This is a genomic window from Actinomadura sp. NAK00032, assembly GCF_013364275.1.
GTDB lineage: Bacteria > Actinomycetota > Actinomycetes > Streptosporangiales > Streptosporangiaceae > Spirillospora.
In genome coordinates this window covers 1833860-1853614 of the sequence record NZ_CP054932.1, presented here as the reverse complement: position 1 = coordinate 1853614, position 19755 = coordinate 1833860, and the positions used below count along the sequence as shown (strand labels likewise).

The window sequence follows — 19755 nt, the reverse complement described above, 5'->3', positions numbered from 1 at the left end:
CATTCCGGCAAGAAATCCCGGGTACTGGCAGATACGTACCCGGGAGGTCGCCATACGCTTCCGGCTTCCCCGGCCGTCCACGGGACTGAGCCACTGGATCTGGCGGGCCGTCCTTCGTCGCCCGGAGATCCGGATCCGGGTGACGCTGGCGGCCGCGCTGGTCGCGCTGGTGCTGTCCGGCGTGCTGTGCACGGTGCTGCTGACGCTGATCAGGCAGCAGGCGCGCACGGACACGATCCGCGGCCTGGCCCGCGACGGGCGCCGGGTGGCGACCGCGCTCAACACCGGCACGCTGCACGGCCCGATCGCGGCGCCCGACGGAGAGCTGCTCCAGGTCACCGACCTGCACGACCGGGTGCTCGCGGCGTCGCCGCGGATGCGCGGCCGGGCGCCGGTGCGGCTGCCGCCGCTGCCGCCCGACGACGACCGCCGCGACGTCCGCCGGTGCGGGCTCGACGCGCCCGGCGGGCGCTGCTTCCTCATCGTCGAGTACCAGGTCGGGATCGGGCCGTCGGCGAAGCTCGTCTACTCGCTGGCCCCCGAGCCGGGGCTGGTGCCGCAGCCGGTGCCGGCGGCGCTGCTCGGGCTCAGCGTCCCGCTCATCACCGGGCTCGTCGGCTACGCGACGTGGCTGTCGGCCAACCGGACGCTGCGGCCCGTCGACGCGATCCGCCGGGAGCTGGACGAGATCACCGCCACCGACCTGGAGCGCCGGGTGCCGGTGCCGGCCCGCCGCGACGAGGTGGGGCTGCTCGCCGAGAGCGTCAACGCGACCCTCGACCGGCTGGAGCAGGCGGTGGCCCGGCAGCGCGGGTTCGTCTCCGACGTCTCGCACGAGCTGCGCAGCCCCCTCACCGCGCTGCGGATGGAGGTGGAGCTGGCGCTGACCGCGCCGGAGGACGCCGACGTGCCGGAGACGCTGCGGGCCGTCCTGGAGAACACCGAGCGGCTGTCGGCGGTGGTGGACGACCTGCTGGCGCTGGCGCGGCTGGAGGCCGACCGCAACTTCCCGCGCGAGGCGGTGGACCTGACGGAGCTGGCGGACGAGGAGGTCCTGCGCCGTCCCCGGCGCACCCAGGTGACCGTCCTGTCGGAGGGCTCGGTGACGGTGGACGGCGGACGCAGCGAACTGGCCCGGTTGCTGACGAACCTGCTGGACAACGCCGACCGGCACGCGGCGTCGGAGGTGACGATGATCCTGCGCGCGGAGCTGCCCGCGACCGCCGTCGTCGAGGTGATCGACGACGGCCCGGGCGTCCCGCCGGAGGACCGCGAGCGGGTGTTCGAGCGGTTCACCCGGCTGGCCGAGGGCCGGCACCGCGACGCGGGCGGCACCGGCCTCGGCCTCGCGATCTCCCGGGACATCGCGGTGGCGCACCAGGGGTCGCTGATCCTCACCGACCGCCTGGACGGCCGCACCGGCGCCCGGTTCGTGCTGCGCCTCCCCCGCCGGTGACCCGCCCGGCGGGGGCGTGCCGACGCGGTGTCAGGCCAGGTCGGCGGCGGTGACGGAGACCTCGACGCCGGGCGCGGGCTCGACGCCCATCGCGCGGGCCAGCTTGCGGAACCTGCCCGCCTCCGCCGCGCGCCCGCGCCGCTCCAGAGTGCGGGCGAGCGCCTCGTGGGCCCAGCCGTTGCAGGGGTCGAGGTCCACGAGGCGGCGGAAGACCGCCTCGGCGCGGCCGAGCTGCGCGCTGTGGAAGTAGGCGCGGCCGAGCAGCTCGACGGCGGCGCGGTTGCCGGGGTCGCCCTCGACGATCGGGGCGAGCAGGCGCGCGGCGCCGGCGTAGTCCTTGGCGTCGAAGAACAGCGTGGCGCGCTCGAACTCCTCGTAGACGGTCATCCCGGCCTCCCCTCGGTCGCGTGGTACAACCCCGCCAACCGGGAGTGCCCCGCCTTTGTTCCCGGCCTGCTCCGGGCGGGTCGCGGCCGGGTTCAGCCGAGGCCGAGCGCGTCGCGGAGGCGCTCGCGCTCGTTCTCGAGCAGCTCGATCTGCCCTTCCAGCTCCTCCCGCTGGGCGAGGTACTGCCCGGAGTCGACGAAGTCGCCGGCGTCACCGGGCGGGTCGGGCAGGTCGGCGCGGAGCCGGTCGAGGGAGTCCTCGACCTGGCCGAGCCTCTCGCGCAGCTCCCCCTCGGACTGGTTCATCTGGTCCTCCCGTCTCGGGCCGCCCGCGCGGGCGGCCCCTGCATGCACCTCTGCATGCCCGCCTCCCGCCGCTCTGCACGCCGCCGCCCCGCCCTGAGACGCTGATCACTGTCAGAACCGGATCACTGTCAGATGCGGATCACTGTCAGATGCGGATCACGGTCTTGCCGCGGGCGCCGCCGGCCCGGTTGGCGGCCAGCGCGCCGGCGGCCTCGGCGAACGGCGCCTCCCACTCGACCCGGACGCGCAGTTCCCCCGCGTCGATGATGTCCGACAGCCGGTCCAGCAGCTCCGCCGACGGCGCGACCTCGAAGTTGATGCCGCGCAACTCCCGCGCCGCCATCGCGTCCGGGTTCACCGCCCAGACGGTGCTCAGGTAGGTGCCGCCGGGGCGCAGCAGCTGCGCGAGGTGCTCGGCCGCGGTCGTGTCGCTCGCCATGTCGAGGATCGCGTCGACCCCGCCGGAGTGGACGGCCAGCACCTGCCCGTTGAGGTCGCCCTTGGAGTGGTCGACGGTCTCGTCCGCGCCGAGGCGCCGCATCGTGCCCGCCATGTCGTCGCGGGCGGTCGCGATCACCTTGGCGCCCGCGCGGGCGGCGAGCTGCACCGCGCTCTGCCCGGTGCCGCCGGTGGCGCCCACGACCAGCACGGTCTGCCCGGCGTCGACGCGCGCCCGGTCCACCATGGCGAGCGCGCTCATGCTCGCGATCGGCACCGCCGCCGCCTGCGTGTAGATCATGCCCGCCGGCATCTTCGCGACCGGCCCGTCGTCGCGGGCGATCGCGTACTCGGCGTAGCTGCCGAGGCCGCGCTCGGGCGCGCCGAAGACCCCGTAGACCTGCTCGCCGTGCCGCAGCCGGGTCACTCCGTCGCCGACCGCGTCCACCACGCCCGCGCCGTCCTGGCCGATGACCAGCGGGAACGACGCGTCGACGGAGTCCTTGAGCAACCCGTCGGCGATCTTCCAGTCCATCGGGTTGAGCCCGGCCGCGATCAGCTTCACCAGGATCTCGCCGGGCCCCGGCTCGGGGCGCGGCAGGTTCATCGGCGCCGGCGTGGCACCGTACTCGGACACGGCGATGGCTCGCATGACGATCGTCCCCCCGATCGGATCCCGCGGGGGTCCCGACGCCCCTGTCGAGCCCTACCCGATCATCGCGACGATCACACGGACCCGCAGGTCGGACGGGTCACATCCCGGCCCCCGCGCGGCGTCACGGCGGCGGCGGCCGGGCCGGGTCGCCGGGCAGCGGCGGGATCGTCACCGGCGGGCGCGGCGGCTGCGGGCCGTCCGGTCCCTCCGGGTCCCCGGGCTGCTCGGGCCGCTCCGGGCCCCGGCTGGCGCGCAGCGTGATGGTCGTGCCGGGCTCGGCCGGGCCGGGGGCGGGCGACATCTCGGCCACCGTCCCCTTCGGGTACCGGTCGGAGGCGACCTGCGCGCCGACGTTGGTGGTGAAGCCCGCGGCGCGGAGCTTGGCGACGGCGTCCCTCAGCTTCATCCCGCGCACGTCGGGCACCTTCACCCGGTCCTCGCCGGACCCCTTGCTGAAGTAGAGCGACGGCGGCCGGTGGAACGACGACGGCTCGGTGTGGCGCAGCGCCCCCGTCATGCTCTGCTGCCAGATCGGCGCGGGGATCGTCGCGCCGAACACGGCGCCGTAGCACCGTCCGTCCATGCAGAGGTTCTCCATCGGGTGCCGGTAGCCGCCGCGCGGGTCGCCGACCCAGACGGCCGCCGCGAGGTCCGGGGTGTACCCGGCGAACCAGGCGGCGGAGAAGTCGTCGACGGTTCCGGTCTTGCCGGCGGCGGGCCGGCCGAGGCCCATCCCCCGCGCCGTGCCCTTGGTGAGGACGCCCTTCAGCACGTAGTTGACGGCGTCGGCGACGCCCTCGTCCAGCACCTGCTCGCAGTCGCGCGGCGGCACCTTCAGCTTGTGCCCCGCCGCGTCCTTGACGGACTTGATGGCGACCGGCTCGCAGTACTCGCCGCGCGCGCCGAACGCGGCGTAGGCGGCGGCGAGCCGCAGCGGGGAGACGGGGTTGAAGCCGAGCGTGAAGGCCGGGTACTGCTCCAGCGGCTTGCCGTTCGCCTGCTTCATCCCGAGCCGCTCGGCCATCCGGACGGTGTCGCAGAGCCCGACCTCCTTCTCCAGCGCGAGGAAGAAGGTGTTGACCGAGTGGTGCGTGCCGGTGACGAGGCTGAACTGCCTGCCGCCCTCGCCGTCGGCGGCGTTGCGCAGCGACGCGCTCGGGTCGCCGACCCGGTCGCCGTCGCAGTTGCGGAAGCCGACCGGGGTGTAGGCGCGCGGCGCCATCAGCCGGGTGCCGAACGGCATGCCCTCGTCCAGCGCGGCGGCGAGCGTGAACGCCTTGAACGTCGACCCGGCCTGCATGCCGATGCTGGAGCCGTGGCTGGCGTCGGCCGCGAAGTTGATCCAGGTCTTGCCGCGCTCCTTGTCGGGCCCGAGGTCGCGGTCGACGACCATCGCCTTGATCTCGCCCGTGCCCGGCTCGACCATCGCCTCGGCGGCGGCCTTGTGCGCGGAGTTCTTCGGCGGGACGTGCCGGTCCACCGCGCGCTGCGCCGCCTTCTGCGCCCGCGGGTCCATGGTGGTGCGGATCGTGAGGCCGCCGCGTTTGAGCAGCTTCTCCCGGTCCTTGGCGGTCTTGCCGAACACCGGGTTGGTGAGGATCTCGCGCTGCACGTAGTCGCAGAAGAACGGCGCCTTACTGGACACGCAGCCGCTGCGGATGTTGTCGATCTTCAGCCCGATGGGCCGGCGCTTGGCCTCGGCCGCCTTGGCGGCGTCGATCCAGCCGAGCGCGGCCATCCGGTCCAGGACGGTGTCGCGGCGCTGCCGGGCCTCGCCGGGGTGCCGGGTCGGGTCGTAGGCGTAGGGGTAGCGGATGATCCCGGCGAGCAGCGCCGCCTGGGGGAGGTCCAGCTGGGAGGCGTGCTTGGAGAAGTAGTGGCGGGACGCGGCCTCGATGCCGTACGCGCCGTCGCCGTAGTAGGCGATGTTGAGGTAGCGGCGCAGGATCTCGTCCTTGCTGAACTTCTCCTCCACCGCGACCGCGTAGCGCAGCTCGCGGATCTTGCGGGCGGTGGTGACCTCCTTGGCGGCCTGCCGCTCCTCGTCGTTGTCGGCCTGGGTGAGCAGCAGGTTCTTCACGTACTGCTGGGTGATGCCGGACCCGCCCTGCGTGACCTGCCCGCTGCTGAGGTTGCTCGCCAGCGCCCGCAGCGTGCCCTGGAGGTCGATGGCGCCGTGCTCGTAGAAGCGGCTGTCCTCGATGGCGAGCACCGCCGTGCGCGCGACCGGCGCGATCTTGTTGAGCGGGACGTCCACCCGGTTCTGGTAGAAGAACGTCGCGAGCTTCGAGCCGTCGGCGGCGAGGATCGTGGACCGCTGCGGGACGCCGGACGTCGTCAGGTTCACCGGGTCGCTGTCGAACCAGCGGGCCGTGTCGCGGGCGCCGACGCCCGCCGTGCACGCGGTGGGCAGCAGCATCAGCGCCACGAGCACCCCGGCGAGGCCGCCGAGCGCGCCCAGCCCGCGCAGCGCGCGGAGCTTCTCGGCGCGGGTCGTGGACGCGGTCAGGATCCGGTGCGGCCGAGGGCGCGGCGGAGCCGGGACACCGCTTCCCGCGTCGCGATTCCCTGGGTCACCATCCGCCCCGGTCGGCACGCGCCTAGAGTAAACGCGCCTTCGCGGACGGACCACCCCATTGCCGATGTTCCGCCCTAATCCCGGCGATCCACGTCCCCGCGACCCGGGCTTCCCCCGTGGATCAGGCGCGCTGCCGCCGTCGTTCCCACGCTTGGACACGTTCGCGGAATACCCGGGAAACGGCGCGCAACTCCGCTTCGGGGTCGGCTCCCCGCTCCACCGCCTCGCGGACGAGGGCGAAAAGCCGCGAACCCAGATCATTCGCCCCGGCCGCGTCGTCCCCGGGCGCCTCACCGGGCCCGGCGAGGCCGGCGGCGAGGTCGGCCGGGGCCTCCATCCGCGCCGCGCGGCGCTGGAGCTGCGCCGCCAGCGACAGCGCGGGCTGCCCCATCGGCACCCCGTCCAGCGCGGACGCCTCCGCGCCGCTCTTGGCCGCCCGCTCGGCCGCCTTGATCTGCTCCCAGTTCGCGTTGACCTCGTCGGCGCCGGAGACGGTCACGTCCGCGAACACGTGCGGATGGCGGCGGACCAGCTTCTCCACGATCGCGGCGGCGACGTCGTCGATGGTGAACGCGGTCTCGTCGTCGCGCTCGGCGGCCACCACCGAGTGGAACGCCACCTGCATCAGCACGTCGCCGAGTTCCTCGCGGAGCGCGCCGTAGTCGCCCGACTCGATCGTGTCGAGGACCTCGTACGCCTCCTCCAGCAGGTACGGGACGAGCGTGGTGTGCGTCTGCTTGCGGTCCCACGGGCATTCGCGGCGCAGCGTGTCCATGACGGAGACCAGGTCGAGCAGCCGCGCGCCGGGCAGGTCGTAGGAGCCGTGCAGCACCTCGACGTCCAGCGGGTCGCTGACGACGAGCGTCCCGACCTCGCGCATCAGGTCCTCGTCGCCCTCGGGGGCGGCGACCCACACGACGTCGGCGGCCCGCGCGTCCGCGACCAGCCGCGCCGCGTCGGGCTCGGCGACGGTCTCGGCGGCGACCCCGGCGTCGCGCAGCGACGGCAGCAGCGGATGGCCGTCGCGCAGCCGGACGGCGCCCGCCGAGCGGAGCGCGTCCCACGCCCGCCAGGTCAGCAGCCCCGGCGCGACCCGGTGCGTGGTCGCCAGCAGTGTCAGCGCCATGCGCCTCAGATACCCGAGTCGGGGCTGGACAGCCGGTAGGTGATCGGAGCGATCTCGAACTTGCCGGGGTCGTAGGTCCCGTAGCGGGGGTTGACCTCGATGTGCATGCCGTTCGCGGTCTGCTGGAACAGCTCGTTCCAGCGCCGGCCGGCCTGCTGCGTCGCCGGGCTCAGCCGATTGTTCATGTCCGCGCCGAACCGCTGCATGACCGCCGCCTGCGTCGCCACCAGGCGCGCCAGGTCGCGGGTGTGGTCGCGGGGCAGCCCGCTCGCCAGCGTGATCGAGCCGGCGCCGCCGCGCCCGTCCAGCGCCCGCACCGCGGTGTCCACCTGCCCGTCGGTGACCTTCACCCCGGCCCGCTCGGCGACCTCGCCGGCGACCTGGAAGTTGATCAGCAGGGTCAGCGCGCCCTGCAGGTCGGACTCGGACTCGCCGGCGAGCTGCGGCGCCGGGTTCGCGGGGTTGGCGCGCAGCTCGTTGGCCGCCGGGTCGGCGCGGAACTGGGTGCGCCAGTCGCGGACGGTCTGGCTGAGCTCGGTGACGGTGATGCGGTCGTCGCCGACGAGGGCGGCGGTGCCGACCTTCGGGGAGCCGCCGCAGCCGGCCAGCGCGCCGGCCGCCAGCGCGACCGCCACCACCGCCTTCACGGACTTACCAGGCACGGAATCCTCGTCTCGTCATGGATCTCGTCGTCGGGGCGGGCCCAGGCTACCGCTTGGCGGCGGTGGACGCCGGTTCGAGGAACAGCGCCTCGACCAGGCCGGTCGCCCACGTCAGCAGCTCCTGGTCGCGCAGCGGCCGGCCGCCGAGCGGCGCGGTCTTCGGCATCGGCACCAGCAGGGTGTCGGTCGCGGGCTTCAGGATGCTCTTCGGGTACAGCCGCTGGAGCCTGACCTGCTTGGAGTCGGGCAGGTTCACCGGCGTGAACTTCACGAAGTTGCCCTGCAGGGTGACGTCGCTCAGCCCGGCCCGGCGCGCCTTCGCGCGGAACCGCGCCACCTCCAGCAGGTTCAGCACCGGGACGGGCAGCGGGCCGAAGCGGTCCTTCAGCTCGTCGTGCACGGCGCCGATCTCGTCGTCGGAGGTGATCGCGGCGATGCGGCGGTAGGCGTCCAGCCGGAGCCGCTCCCCCGGCACGTACTCGTGCGGCAGGTGCGCGTCGACGGGCAGCTCGACCTTCGTCTCGACGGACTCGGCCGCGCCGGCGCCGCCCTCCTTCAGGTCCCGGACGGCCTCCCCGACCATCCGGACGTACAGGTCGAACCCGACCCCGGCGACGTGCCCGGACTGCTCCGCGCCGAGGATGTTGCCCGCGCCCCGGATCTCCAGGTCCTTCATCGCGACGTACATGCCCGCGCCGACCTCGGTGTGCTGCGCCAGCGTCGCGAGCCGCTCGTGCGCGGTCTCGGTCAGCGGCTGCTCCGGCTGGTACAGGAAGTAGGCGTACGCGCGCTCCCGGCCGCGCCCGACGCGCCCGCGCAGCTGGTGCAGCTGCGACAGCCCGTACATGTCGGCGCGGTCGACGATGAGGGTGTTGGCGTTCGGCACGTCCAGGCCGGACTCGACGATCGTGGTCGCGACGAGGACGTCGTAGTTCTTCTCCCAGAAGTCGACCATGACCTTCTCGAGCTCGTTCTCGTTCATCTGCCCGTGCGCGACCGCGACCCGCGCCTCCGGGACGAGCCGGGCCAGGTTCGCCGCGACCTTGTTGATCGAGCGGACCCGGTTGTGCACGAAGAACACCTGGCCCTCGCGCAGCAGCTCGCGGCGGATCGCGGCGGCGATCTGCTTCTCCTCGTACGGGCCGACGAACGTCAGCACCGGGTGCCGCTCCTCCGGCGGGGTGAGGATCGTCGACATCTCCCGGATGCCGGTCAGCCCCATCTCCAGCGTGCGCGGGATCGGCGTCGCGGACATGGCGAGCACGTCCACCTGCGTCCGGAGCCGCTTCAGCTCCTCCTTGTGCTCGACGCCGAACCGCTGCTCCTCGTCGATGATGACGAGCCCGAGGTTCTTGAACCGGGTCTGCGACGACAGGATGCGGTGCGTGCCGACGACGACGTCCACGGTGCCGTCCGACAGCCCGCGCAGCGTCTCCTCGATCTCCTTGTCGGTCTGGAACCGGCTGATCGGCTTCACCACGACGGGGAACGCCGCGAACCGCTCGCTGAACGTCGACATGTGCTGCTGCACCAGCAGCGTCGTCGGGACGAGCACCGCGACCTGCCGGCCGTCCTGCACCGCCTTGAACGCCGCCCGCACCGCGATCTCGGTCTTGCCGTAGCCGACGTCGCCGCAGATCAGCCGGTCCATCGGGGTGGGCTTCTCCATGTCGCCCTTGACCTCGTCGATGGCGGCCAGCTGGTCGGGCGTCTCGTTGTAGGGGAACGCGTCCTCCAGCTCGCGCTGCCAGGGCGTGTCGGGCGCGAACGGGTGGCCGGGGCTCGCCATCCGCGCCGAGTACAGCCGGATCAGCTCCCCGGCGATCTGCTTGACCGCCTTGCGGGCGCGGGACTTGGCCTTCTGCCAGTCGGCGCCGCCGAGCCGGTGCAGGCTCGGCGCCTCGCCGCCGACGTAGCGGGTCAGCTCCTCCAGCTGGTCGGTCGGGACGAACAGCCGGTCGCTCTTGGCGTACTCCAGGATCAGGTACTCACGGGTGGCGCCCTGCACCGTCCGGCTGACCATCTCCACGTACCGGCCGACGCCGTGCTGCTCGTGCACGACGTAGTCGCCCGCCTTGAGCTGCAGCGGGTCGATGCCGCCGCGCCGCCGCGACGGCATGCGCCGCGCGTCCTTGGTGGAGGACTTCTGGCCGGACAGGTCGGTCTCGGTCAGCACCGCGAGCTTGACCGACTCCCAGACGAAGCCGTTCTCCAGCAGCCCCGTCGCGACGGTCACCACGGACGGCTCGGGCGGCGCCGCGAGGTCGGCGCGCCGCGCTCCGATGCCCTCCTCCCCGACGAGCTGGACGAGCCGCTCGGCGGGCCCGTGCCCGGCGGTGACCATCACGACGCGCCAGCCGCCGTCGATCCAGCCCTTCAGGTCGCCGACGACGCGGGACGTGTCGCCCCGGTACGCCTCCGCCGGGACCGCGCCCAGGCTCAGCGCGTCGCCTTCGGGATTGAGCGCCGTCACGCTCCAGCGCGGCAGCCCCAGCTCCGTGCTGTGCTCGCGGACCTCCTCCAGCGAGCGGAACGCGGCGGCGCCGAGGTCGATCGGCGCCTCTCCCCCGGCAGCGGCGTTGACCCAGCTCGCCTCCAGGAACTCCTGGCTCGTGCGGACCAGCTCCACCGCCCGGGTCCGGATCCGCTCCGGCTCGCACACCAGCAGCGCCGACCCGTCCGGCAGCAGGTCGGTGAGCAGCTCCATCCGCTCGGCGAGGACGGGCGAGAACGCCTCCATGCCCTCGACGGTGTCGCCGTCGGCGATCCGGCCGAGGATCTCCTCCAGCGCCGGGTGCTCCTCGGCGAGCAGCTTCGCGCGCTCGCGCACCTGCTCGGTCAGCGGCAGCTCGCGGCACGGCGGCGCCCACAGCCCGCCCTGCGCGACCTCCAGCGACCGCTGGTCGGCGGCCTTGAAGTAGCGGATCTCCTCGACGGTGTCGCCCCAGAACTCCACCCGCAGCGGGTGCTCCTCGGTGGGCGGGAACACGTCCAGGATCCCGCCGCGCACCGCGATCTCGCCGCGCTTCTCCACCAGGTCGACGCGGTGGTACCCGGCCTCCACCAGGCGGCGGACGGCCTCGTCCATGTCGGCGTCCCCGCCGGAGACGAGCCGCACCGGCTCCAGGTCGGCGAGGCCCGCCACGATGGGCTGCAGGACGGCGCGGACCGGCGTCACGACGACGTCCAGCGCGCCGCCCTTCGCCGACCCCTCCTGCGCCTCCTCCTCGGTGGGCGGGCCGCCGGCGCCCGGGTGGACGAGGCGGCGCAGCACCGCGAGCCGCTGCCCGACGGTGTCCGAGCGCGGCGACAGCTTCTCGTGCGGCAGCGTCTCCCACGCCGGGAAGTGCGCGACCCGCGCCGGGTCGATCAGGCTCGACAGCGCGGCGGTCAGGTCCTCGGCCTCGCGGCCGGTCGCGGTCACCGCGAGCACCGTGCCGCCGCCACCGCCGTCACCGTTGCCGCCGTCGCCGCCGCGGTCGCGCAGGGCGCGGCTCAGCGCGGCGGCGAGGACCGGCCAGAGCGCGCCCGGCGCCACGACCTCCTGGTCGGCGCGCGCCCGCCGCAGGGCCTGCTCCAGCCCGGAGTCGGTACACGCAAGGTCAACAAGTCCAGAAAGCGTCATCTTCGCCCGCACATTCGCCGAATAACCCCGAGGCAGGGCAGCCCGAAAACCCGGAAATCCCCTCGGACCCCGGTACCGCCTACCAGACTACGCGCCCGCCGGCCCGCCCCGTGACGTGCCGGGCGCGGCGCTCACGTGCCCGCGATCATCCGCCGCAGCGCCGTGCTGGAGGTGTGCACCGTGTAGGGGAAGTAGACGACCCGCACCCCGACCGCGCCGAGGTCGGCCTCCAGCCGGTCGCCCTTCTCGGTGCCCTTCCAGTCGTCGCCCTTGAACAGCACGTCGAAGCCGAGCTCGCGCCACATGACGACCTTGTCGCTGGACACGTCGGTGACGACCTCGTCCACGCACTCCATGCTGCCGACGATCGCCAGGCGCTCGGCCAGCGGGACGATCGGAGGCCGGCCCTTCACCCGCTCCAGCACCTCGTCGGTGACGACGCCCGCGATCAGCCGGTCGCACTCGCCGCGCGCCCGCCGCAGGATGTTCAGGTGCCCGATGTGGAACATGTCGTAGGCGCCCGGCACGTAGCCGACGACCCCGCTCACCCCGGCGCTCACCGCAGCGCCGCCTCGCGCTCACGGGCCGGCGCGTCCAGCGCGCCGACCTCGCGGAACCACTTCACGGCGGCGGCCAGCAGGAACAGCAGGTTGCCGAGGAAGATCAGCCCGTACAGCGGACGGAACACCGAGGGCGCGCCGAGCAGCAGGAACGCCACGCACAGCAGCCCGTAGTCGGTGGGCACGACCAGCAGCGAGCGGACCAGGGACGGCGCGGCCGCGGGCGGCACCTGCGCGCCGGTCCGGGCGCGGTGCGCGCGGGCCAGCAGGTCCTTGAGGATCATGCCGAAGAACATCACCGCGGCCACGACCGTGAAGCCGACCGGGATCAGCAGGTACGCGGCCTCGTCGAGGTCGCCGAACCGGTACCAGGAGATCAGCACGGCCAGGTGCAGCGCGGAGATCTTGGCGCTGTCGACCATGTGGTCGAGGTACTCGCCGGACATCGAGCCGCCGCCGCGCAGCCGGGCCAGCTGGCCGTCCGCCGCGTCGAAGGCGTACCCGACCATCAGCGCCAGGCAGACCGCGACGCCCAGCCAGGGCGCCGGATCCACCAGCGCGATCAGCGCGATGCCGGTGAAGGTGAACGCGGCGCTGATCCCCGTCACCATGTTCGGGGTCAGGCCGAGCACGTAGGAGGCGGCCGCCAGCAGCCGGCCCAGCTTGCGGTTGACGAACCGCGAGTACGCCGGGGCGCCCTTGGCGGTCTTCTGCGCCATGGCGAGCCGGGACAGCGCGTCCCGGAAACCGGAGGGCCCGCTCACGCGACCGACGCCCTCGGGCCCGCGCCCGGCAGCGCCCCGCGGAGCACCGCGCTGCGCGTCTCGGCCAGGCCGTCGAGCGCCACCACGGCGACGCCCGTCCCGTCCAGGTCGCGCTCGACGTCGGCGGCGGCCGGGGCGTCCAGGGTGCCGGTGAAGACCCGGTGGAAGCCGACGGCCTCGCGGACACCGCGCAGGCCGGCCCCCGCCAGGGGGACGACGTCGGCCACGTACCGCACGTTGGAGACGATCTCCATCCGCTCGATCGCCGGGACGATCGGCCGGGCGCCGAGCAGCTCCTCGGCCGCCTCGTCGGCGAGCACGCCGACCACCAGGCGGTCGCACTGCGCGGCGGCGCGGGTCAGCAGGTCCAGATGCCCCACATGGAAGAGGTCGAAAACCCCCGGCGAGAAGCCGACCACGTGGTGCATGAATTCCCCCTGATAGCGCGCGATGACCGACATGCGGGTGGGTCACGCGTACGTTAGCAGCAATCAAACGCCCAGATGGGGCGGTCGCCGCGACACGGCATCGGCCAAGAATGCGCAAATAGCGGACGGAGCGCAGTCGTGCGGTTACGCTGCGGAATTGTGACCGATCTGCGTACGCCGCCGGTCAGCGACGGCGATCTCTTCTCAGAACGCGCCCGTCAGTACGCCCTAGAGAAGCCCCTGCAGCGGATCCACGTCCTGGAGGCGGGCTGCGGCTGGGGCACGGGCCTGGACCTCGGCGACCACGAGCACCACGTCACGGGCGTCGACATGGAGGCCCCGGAGCTGCGCGCCTACACCTGCGAGCGGCCCGACCTCGACACCTGGTACCTCGGCGACCTGCGCACCGCGCCGATGCCGCCGCGCGCCTTCGACATCGTGCACGCCTCGTACCTGATCGAGCGGGTGCCGCACGCCGAGCTGGTGCTCGACCGGTTCGTCGCCGCGCTGAAGCCCGGCGGGCTGCTGCTGGTCCACCTGCGCGACCGCAACACCGCGTTCGCCTTCCTGGACCGCACGCTCCCCAGCTGGCTGCGCACCGGCCGCCGGAGCCGCACGCGTCCGGTCCGGGCGCCGCGCGCGGGGCGGGGCGGCGGCCGCGGCGGGCGGGGGCCGCGCGGCGCGCACGCCCGCGTCCCCAGCCCGGGCGATGAGCGGGTCGCCGGGCCCGAGTCGGGCACCGCCGCGCCGACGCGGGAGGCGCGCGTGCCGGAGGCCCGTGCGCCTGAGGCCCGTGCCCCTGAGGCCCGCGCGTCGGAGGGCCGTGCGTCGGAGGGCCGGGCCGCCGCGCGGCCGGTCCCGGTCGTCCGGACGAGCCCGCCGCCCGCGGTGTACGGCAAGGTCGCGTCCCGCTCGGGGATGCGCTGGTACTGCGTGATGCGCGGTCTGGTGATCTCCGAGGAGTACACGTCCCGGCAGGCCATCGACGCGCTCGGCGCCGGGACCGGCGTCGCCGATCTGCTGTGCCGGCTGGTGTCGGCGCTCACCCGGGGCCGCCTCACCGCCGACCACAGCGAGATCACCCTGGTCATCCGCAAGCCCGAGAACCGGTTCGCGCGGGTCATCTGACCGGGCCGCCGGGCGGGGCGGGTGTGCGCGGGTCCGGGCCGGCGCAGTATTTTTCCTGCGGAAACTCCCACTGACACGGACGAGCCCGGCTCCCCGCCGCCGGGCGGGATCGGAGATCGCGGTGACCGCCGAAGCCGGCCTTCCCGACACGCTGCGCGACCTGCCCGCCTGCACCCCCGACCCGGTGGAGCTGGCCGATCTGGAACTGCTCCTCGCCGGGGTGTACCGCCCGCTGAGCGGCTTCCTCGGCTCCTTCGACACCGCGATGGTGATCGCCGGCGGGCGGCTGTCGGACGGCACCCCGTGGCCGGTCCCGGTCACGCTGACCGTCCCGAAGGACCTGACCGGGCACGAGCGGATCGTCCTGCAAGACCCGGAGGGCGTGCCGCTCGCCGTGCTCACGGTCGCCGAGGCGTGGCAGGACCCGACCACCCAGGCGTGGCGGCTCGCCGGTCCGCTGGAGGGCCTGCGCGCCCCCGCGCACGGCCCCTTCCACGCCCTGCGCCGCCGCCCCGACGAACTCGACCCCGCTGAGGGCAACCTGCTCGCCGTGGCCACGCGCGAGCCCCTCCACCGCAAGCAGCTCGGCCAACTGCGGCAGGTCGCCGAGCGGCTCAGCGCACAGGTGCTCGTGCTGCCGCTGCTCGGCGGTGAGCACGACGAGTCGCTCGTCCGCGCGCTGCTGGGCGTCCGCAAGGAGCTGCCGGACGGGGCCCGGATCATCCCGGTGCCGCTGCCCGCGCGCGGCACCGGCCCGGAGCAGGACGAGCGCGACGTCCGCCTGCGCGCGCACGTCGCCGCCGCCTACGGCGCCACCCACCTGCTCGCCGACGCCGAGCTGGCGGGCACCGCGATCCCGCTGGTCGTCCCCGAGCCGTGGGCCTACGACGCCGACGTGGAGGTATGGCGGCCGGTCGCGCGCATCGAGCCCGACCACGTGCAGGCCGAGCTGACGCGGGAGCGGCTGCACGAGCTGCTGGACGCGGGCGAGCCCGTGCCCGACTGGTTCACCCCGCCGGCCGTCGCCGCCGAGCTGGCGCTGGCCCGCCCGCCGAAGCGCTCGCGCGGGATCACGGTGTTCTTCACCGGGCTGTCGGGCTCCGGCAAGTCCACGATCGCGCGCGGCCTGTCGGACGCGCTGATCGAGCGCGGCGGCCGGACCGTCACCCTGCTGGACGGCGACGTCGTGCGGCGGATGCTGTCGGCCGGCCTGACGTTCTCGCGTGCCGACCGCGACCTCAACATCCGCCGGATCGGGTTCGTCGCCGCCGAGATCACCCGGCACGGCGGCACCGCGATCTGCGCGCCGATCGCCCCCTACGCGGCGACCCGCGCCGAGGTCCGCCGGATGGTGTCCGCCGTCGGCGACTTCATCCTGGTGCACGTCGCGACGCCGCTGGAGGAGTGCGAGCGCCGCGACCGCAAGGGCCTGTACGCCAAGGCCCGCGCGGGGCAGATCCCGGAGTTCACCGGCATCTCCGACCCCTACGAGGAGCCGGACGACGCCGACCTGACGCTGGACACCTCGCGGATGGCACCGCAGGAGGCGGTCGGCAAGGTCGTCGACCTGCTGGTGGCTGGGGGCTGGGTCCGTCCCGCATAGCGGGCTTTGCCTCTTCTATCCCGTCCGTCTCGTTTGTCCGTCTATAGCCGGGTTACCACGCCCGAGTGGCGTCCTCTACTCTGTAGACGAGTTTTCCTACATGTCAGGTAGGTCATGCCGATGGACTTCGATTGGACGATGGCGCTGGGCTCGTTCCTCGTCGCCATCATCGTCGGGCTCACCGGGATGGGCGGCGGCGCGCTGATGACACCGATGCTCGTCACGTTCTTCGGCGTCAGCCCGCTCGCCGCCGTGTCCAGCGACCTGGTCGCCGCCGCCGTGATGAAGCCGGTGGGCAGCGCCGTCCACTACCGGCAGGGCACGATCAACATGCGGCTGGTCGGCTGGCTGTGCGCGGGCTCGGTGCCCGCCGCGTTCTCCGGCGTGCTGCTGGCGCGGGCGCTCGGCCACGGCGACTCCGTCGAGGACCTGATCAGCAAGGCCATGGGCGTCGCGCTGATGATCGCGGCGATCGGCCTCGTGCTGCGCGCCTACCTGGCCCACCGGGGCCGCGCCGGCGGCGAGGAGGGCGCGGCGGGGAACGAGGCCCCGCAGGTGGTGGTCCGGCCCGTCCCGACGGTGCTCATCGGGATCGTCGGCGGCCTCGTCGTCGGCATCACCTCGGTCGGGTCCGGCTCGCTCATCATCGTCGCGCTGCTCGCCCTGTACCCGGCGCTGAAGGCCAACCAGCTCGTCGGCACCGACCTGCTGCAGGCCGTCCCGCTGGTGTTCGCCGCCGCCATCGGCCACCTGCTGTTCGGCGACTTCCGCATGGAGGTCACCGCCGCCCTGCTCGTCGGCTCCGTCCCCGGCGTCTACCTCGGCTCCAGGATCTCCTCGCGCGCGCCGGGCGGGCTGATCCGCCGCGTGCTGGCGCTCGTCCTGGTCGCGTCCTCGCTGAAGATGTTCGGCGTCGGCGCCGTCCCCCTCGCCTGGACGATGGTGGCCCTCACCGCCGCCACGGTCGCCGCCTGGCTCGTCCTGCGCCGCCGCCCCTCCCCCGCCGCGGCGGGGCCCGGGGACGCGGTCGCGGCCTCAGCCGACGAGCTGGTCCGCTGACGCCGGCACCGGCCGGCCGCCGCGCGGCGGATCGGTCCGGCGCAGCATCCGCCACAGCATGAACGCCGACACCAGCCCGCCCGCGCCCAGGCAGTACGGGGCGAGCGAGGCGTGCCCGGAGTCGGTGGCCAGCAGCACGAGCAGGACGGTCAGCCCGCTCGCGCTCTCCACCCCGCGGATGGCGAACACCGACCGGGACAGCTTGCGCGCCGTCGCCAGGCTGGCCAGCGGCAGCGTGCACGCGAAGCACACCGCGTAGACGCCCCAGCCGCCGAGCGCCACCGCGTCCACCTCGAACGAGCCGCCGGTCACCAGCGGGCCGAGCCAGTCGACCAGCAGGATCCCGGCGAGGCTCATCACCAGCGCGATGCCCGCCATCAGGCCGCAGGCCCGCACCGCCTGCGGGGCCCGCATGGGCGTGCCGGCCCGCTCCGCCTTCGCGAAGTCGCCGAGCAGGAACCAGCCGGCGCCGTTGACGAACGTCAGCGCGGGCGCGAGCAGCAGCCGCGCGGCCTCCACCCCGGCGAGCGCCGCCGTCGACGCGAAACCGGCGATCATGACGCGGGCGAGCAGCAGCGCGGTCGGCCGGATCCCGGCCTGCACCGACCGCCACGCGGAGAACTCCAGGATCTCCCGGAACGCGGTGCCGCGCAGCGGGGCCCGCGCGTACTCGCGGGCGGGGAGCCGCAGCCGGGCGAGCGTGATCGAGGCGACGCACCCCGCGCACATGGCGCCGAGCAGCACCGCAACGGAGGCGTCCGCGCCGAGGGCGAGCGCGCAGCCGAGCACCGCGAGCGTCGTGCCGAGGTAGCAGGCGTCGTTGGCGGCCAGCCGCCAGAACTCCATCCGGGCGGTGAAGATCCGCCGGCCGGTCTCGTTCAGCAGCCACAGCGCCACCAGCAGCGCGAAGACGCCGATGGTGCCGGGCCCGGCGAGGCCCATCAGCGCGGAGACGAGCGCCCCCGCCGCCGAGCCGGCCAGGACGGTGCCCGCCACCGACAGGATCAGCGCGCCCCGGATGCGCGGGTCGAACCGGTCGAAGACGGTGAGGGTGTCGCCGACCCAGCTCGTCTGCACCGCCGTGATCATGACGATGACGGCGAAGAACAACGCGTAGGCGCCGTAGCCGGACGCGCCGAGCGTGCGCGCCCCGAGCGCCTGGACCACCAGGCTGCCGCCGGCCGTCACGAACTGCACGGTGACGGCGCCGCCCGCCGACGCGAGCAGCCGCCCCGCCTTCCCGGCGAGCCCGCCGGCCTTCGCCACGCCCTTCCCCGGCGCCTCCGGGCTCACCTGTCCGCGTCGTAGCGCATCAGGGACGAGTCCTCTTTTCCCTCGCCGTCCGAGGCGGAGGCGGAGGCGGACTCGGCGTCGGCCGCCGGAGTGCGGCCCGGCGCGGACTCCCCGGACTTCGGCTTCCCGGACGACGACCGGCTCGACGAGGACCGGCCCGACGACGACCGCCCCGACGAGGACCGGCTGGACGAAGACGAAGAAGACGACGAGGACGAGGACGACGACGAGGACCGCCCGGTCGACGAGCGCCCGGCCGAGAGCAGCTGCTCATCGGTCACGAAGGTGAGGTCCTCGACGGTGCGGGTGGGGTCGAGGGCGGGGGCGTCGCCGCCGAGCAGCGGATCCGCGGGCGAACCGGTCGCCGGGCGTGTTTCATCCTCCGCGGAGGACTCACCGGCGCGGCCCTTGCCGCGCGTGCCCCGGCGCGGCGGCTTGCCGGACGCGGCGGAGTTCTTGCTCGCGACGCGCGTGCCCCACGTCCCGGAGGAGGACCGCGAGGCCGACCCCGAGCCCGAGCGGGACGCGCCCGCGCCGTTCACCCGGGACGGCCGGCCCGCGTCCCGCTCCGCCGGGGGCGGCGGCGGGGCGGCCGGCATCATCTGCGTCGCCGAGGCCGACGGGGCGGCGAGGCCCGCGTCGTCGGCGTGCCGCGGCCGGCCGTTCCGGTCGGCCGGGGGCGGCGGCGGGGCCTGCCGGCCGCGGGGCCGGCGCCCCCGGCCCCCGGCCGGCGCGGCGGACGGCGGTTCCATGCCGTAGCCGTCGTCGGCGCGACCCCGGTACTCGTCGTAGGGGCGCCCGACCGGAAGCTCGGGCACGCCGCCGCCGGGACCCGCGAGGGCCGGGCCCGCCGGGGCGCCGGCGGGCACCGGGCCGGGCCGCGACCGGCCGCCGCGGTGCGGCGCCGACGCGCGCAGGAACGACACGATGCAGGCGAGGATCGCGCCGATCGCGAACCCGATCGCGGCGTTGCGCGGCAGCTTGCTGGGGTTCGGCGCGGTCGGGTCTGCGGTGTCGAGGAACTGGACGCCGTCGTTGCTCTTGGACCGGGCCGACAGCAGCCCGCTCTCCTCGGCCTGGTACTTGCCGAGCTGGTTGGCGAGCAGCTTGTAGGCCCGGCTGCCCGGCTGGAGCTGCTCCATGTCCTGCGTGACCTTGGTCTCCAGGTCCTTCAGGTTCTGGATCCGCTCATTGAGCTTCGCCACGCTGCTGGAGACGGTGACCTCCTGGTAGGCCTGCAGCACCGCGTTGGCGATGATCGCGGCCTCGGGCATGCTGTCGCCCTTCGCGGTCACCACCACCACGCCGCCGTCGGGCTTGCTGGAGGTCTCCACCCGGCCGCGGAGCTGCTCGCCGCTCAGGCTCGGGCCGCGCTTGCTCTTGACGATCTGGGCGGCGCGGGCCATCACCGGCGTCGAGCCGGCGAACACCGCGCGCTGCGCGGTGTAGGTGGCGTAGCCCTGGCCGGAGACGACGCCCACGCGCAGCGCGTTGTTGTTGTTCGTGGGGTCGGTGACGGCGAACCTGGCGGTCGCGGTGGCGCCGCTGAACAGGATCTGTGTGGCCGCGACGGAGGCGAGCAGCGCGGCCAGCACGATGACGAGCGACATCAGCCGGTAGCGCCAGACGGCCTCGACGAGGCTGATCTCCGGGGTTGCGGGGGTCTGTGCTGTCATCGGGGGCTCTGG

16 protein-coding genes are annotated in these 19755 nt (G+C 74.1%); 4 read left to right on the top strand and 12 right to left on the bottom strand.

Annotated elements, in window-relative coordinates; genetic code table 11:
- The first annotated feature begins 139 nt into the window (after positions 1-139).
- A complete protein-coding gene (locus HUT06_RS08660; RefSeq protein WP_254715054.1) occupies positions 140-1456 on the top strand; it encodes a cell wall metabolism sensor histidine kinase WalK in 1317 nt (438 codons plus the stop codon).
- 30 nt (positions 1457-1486) lie between these two features.
- Here HUT06_RS08660 and HUT06_RS08655 read toward each other — a convergent pair whose 3' ends face one another.
- The 10 genes from HUT06_RS08655 to HUT06_RS43775 form a co-directional block, all read right to left on the bottom strand.
- A complete protein-coding gene (locus tag HUT06_RS08655; protein WP_176195234.1) occupies positions 1487-1843 on the bottom strand; it encodes a M48 family metallopeptidase in 357 nt (118 codons plus the stop codon).
- A 92-nt stretch (positions 1844-1935) separates the two neighbouring features.
- The gene (locus HUT06_RS08650) at positions 1936-2148 is read right to left on the bottom strand and encodes a hypothetical protein (RefSeq protein ID WP_176195233.1); all 213 of its coding nucleotides are present in this window, start codon (positions 2146-2148) and stop codon (positions 1936-1938) included.
- Positions 2149-2293: 145 nt separating this feature from the next.
- A complete protein-coding gene (locus HUT06_RS08645) occupies positions 2294-3238 on the bottom strand; it encodes an NADP-dependent oxidoreductase (RefSeq protein ID WP_176195232.1) in 945 nt (314 codons plus the stop codon).
- Between the two features lie 124 nt (positions 3239-3362).
- Complete coding sequence (locus tag HUT06_RS08640; RefSeq protein WP_176195231.1) at positions 3363-5837, bottom strand: transglycosylase domain-containing protein; 2475 nt, start codon at positions 5835-5837, stop codon at positions 3363-3365.
- Between the two features lie 103 nt (positions 5838-5940).
- Complete coding sequence (locus HUT06_RS08635) at positions 5941-6945, bottom strand: YabN family protein (RefSeq protein ID WP_176195230.1); 1005 nt, start codon at positions 6943-6945, stop codon at positions 5941-5943.
- 5 nt (positions 6946-6950) lie between these two features.
- The gene (locus tag HUT06_RS08630) at positions 6951-7607 is read right to left on the bottom strand and encodes a hypothetical protein (protein ID WP_176195229.1); all 657 of its coding nucleotides are present in this window, start codon (positions 7605-7607) and stop codon (positions 6951-6953) included.
- 46 nt (positions 7608-7653) lie between these two features.
- Positions 7654-11232 (bottom strand): transcription-repair coupling factor, encoded by a 3579-nt coding sequence (gene mfd, locus HUT06_RS08625; RefSeq protein ID WP_176195228.1) that lies wholly within the window; start codon positions 11230-11232, stop codon positions 7654-7656.
- A 131-nt stretch (positions 11233-11363) separates the two neighbouring features.
- Positions 11364-11792, bottom strand: coding sequence for an adenylyltransferase/cytidyltransferase family protein (locus HUT06_RS08620; RefSeq protein WP_254715053.1), 429 nt, complete (start codon positions 11790-11792; stop codon positions 11364-11366).
- Entirely contained in the window at positions 11789-12556 is a 768-nt protein-coding gene (locus tag HUT06_RS08615; RefSeq protein ID WP_254715052.1) for a CDP-alcohol phosphatidyltransferase family protein, read from the bottom strand. The genes HUT06_RS08620 and HUT06_RS08615 overlap by 4 nt, the downstream gene beginning before the upstream one ends.
- Complete coding sequence (locus tag HUT06_RS43775; protein WP_217711257.1) at positions 12553-12984, bottom strand: adenylyltransferase/cytidyltransferase family protein; 432 nt, start codon at positions 12982-12984, stop codon at positions 12553-12555. The genes HUT06_RS08615 and HUT06_RS43775 overlap by 4 nt, the downstream gene beginning before the upstream one ends.
- A 159-nt stretch (positions 12985-13143) precedes the next feature.
- Between HUT06_RS43775 and HUT06_RS44420 the strand changes: the two genes are divergently transcribed.
- The 3 genes from HUT06_RS44420 to HUT06_RS08595 all read left to right on the top strand — a co-directional run bounded on the left by HUT06_RS44420 (position 13144) and on the right by HUT06_RS08595 (position 16774).
- Complete coding sequence (locus tag HUT06_RS44420; protein WP_254715051.1) at positions 13144-14112, top strand: bifunctional 2-polyprenyl-6-hydroxyphenol methylase/3-demethylubiquinol 3-O-methyltransferase UbiG; 969 nt, start codon at positions 13144-13146, stop codon at positions 14110-14112.
- 121 nt (positions 14113-14233) lie between these two features.
- A complete protein-coding gene (cysC, locus tag HUT06_RS08600; RefSeq protein WP_176195227.1) occupies positions 14234-15715 on the top strand; it encodes an adenylyl-sulfate kinase in 1482 nt (493 codons plus the stop codon).
- Positions 15716-15835: 120 nt separating this feature from the next.
- The gene (locus tag HUT06_RS08595; RefSeq protein WP_176195226.1) at positions 15836-16774 is read left to right on the top strand and encodes a sulfite exporter TauE/SafE family protein; all 939 of its coding nucleotides are present in this window, start codon (positions 15836-15838) and stop codon (positions 16772-16774) included.
- Here HUT06_RS08595 and HUT06_RS08590 read toward each other — a convergent pair.
- Together HUT06_RS08590 and HUT06_RS08585 are read right to left on the bottom strand one after the other, a co-directional pair.
- A complete protein-coding gene (locus HUT06_RS08590) occupies positions 16751-18067 on the bottom strand; it encodes a lipopolysaccharide biosynthesis protein (protein ID WP_176195225.1) in 1317 nt (438 codons plus the stop codon). The two genes, HUT06_RS08595 and HUT06_RS08590, sit on opposite strands and share 24 nt — an antisense overlap.
- Positions 18064-19743 carry a hypothetical protein gene (locus HUT06_RS08585; RefSeq protein WP_176195224.1) on the bottom strand — a complete coding sequence of 560 codons (1680 nt, stop codon included), beginning with the start codon at positions 19741-19743 and terminating at the stop codon, positions 18064-18066. Before HUT06_RS08585 ends, HUT06_RS08590 begins: the two co-directional genes overlap by 4 nt.
- Positions 19744-19755: the final 12 nt, after the last annotated feature.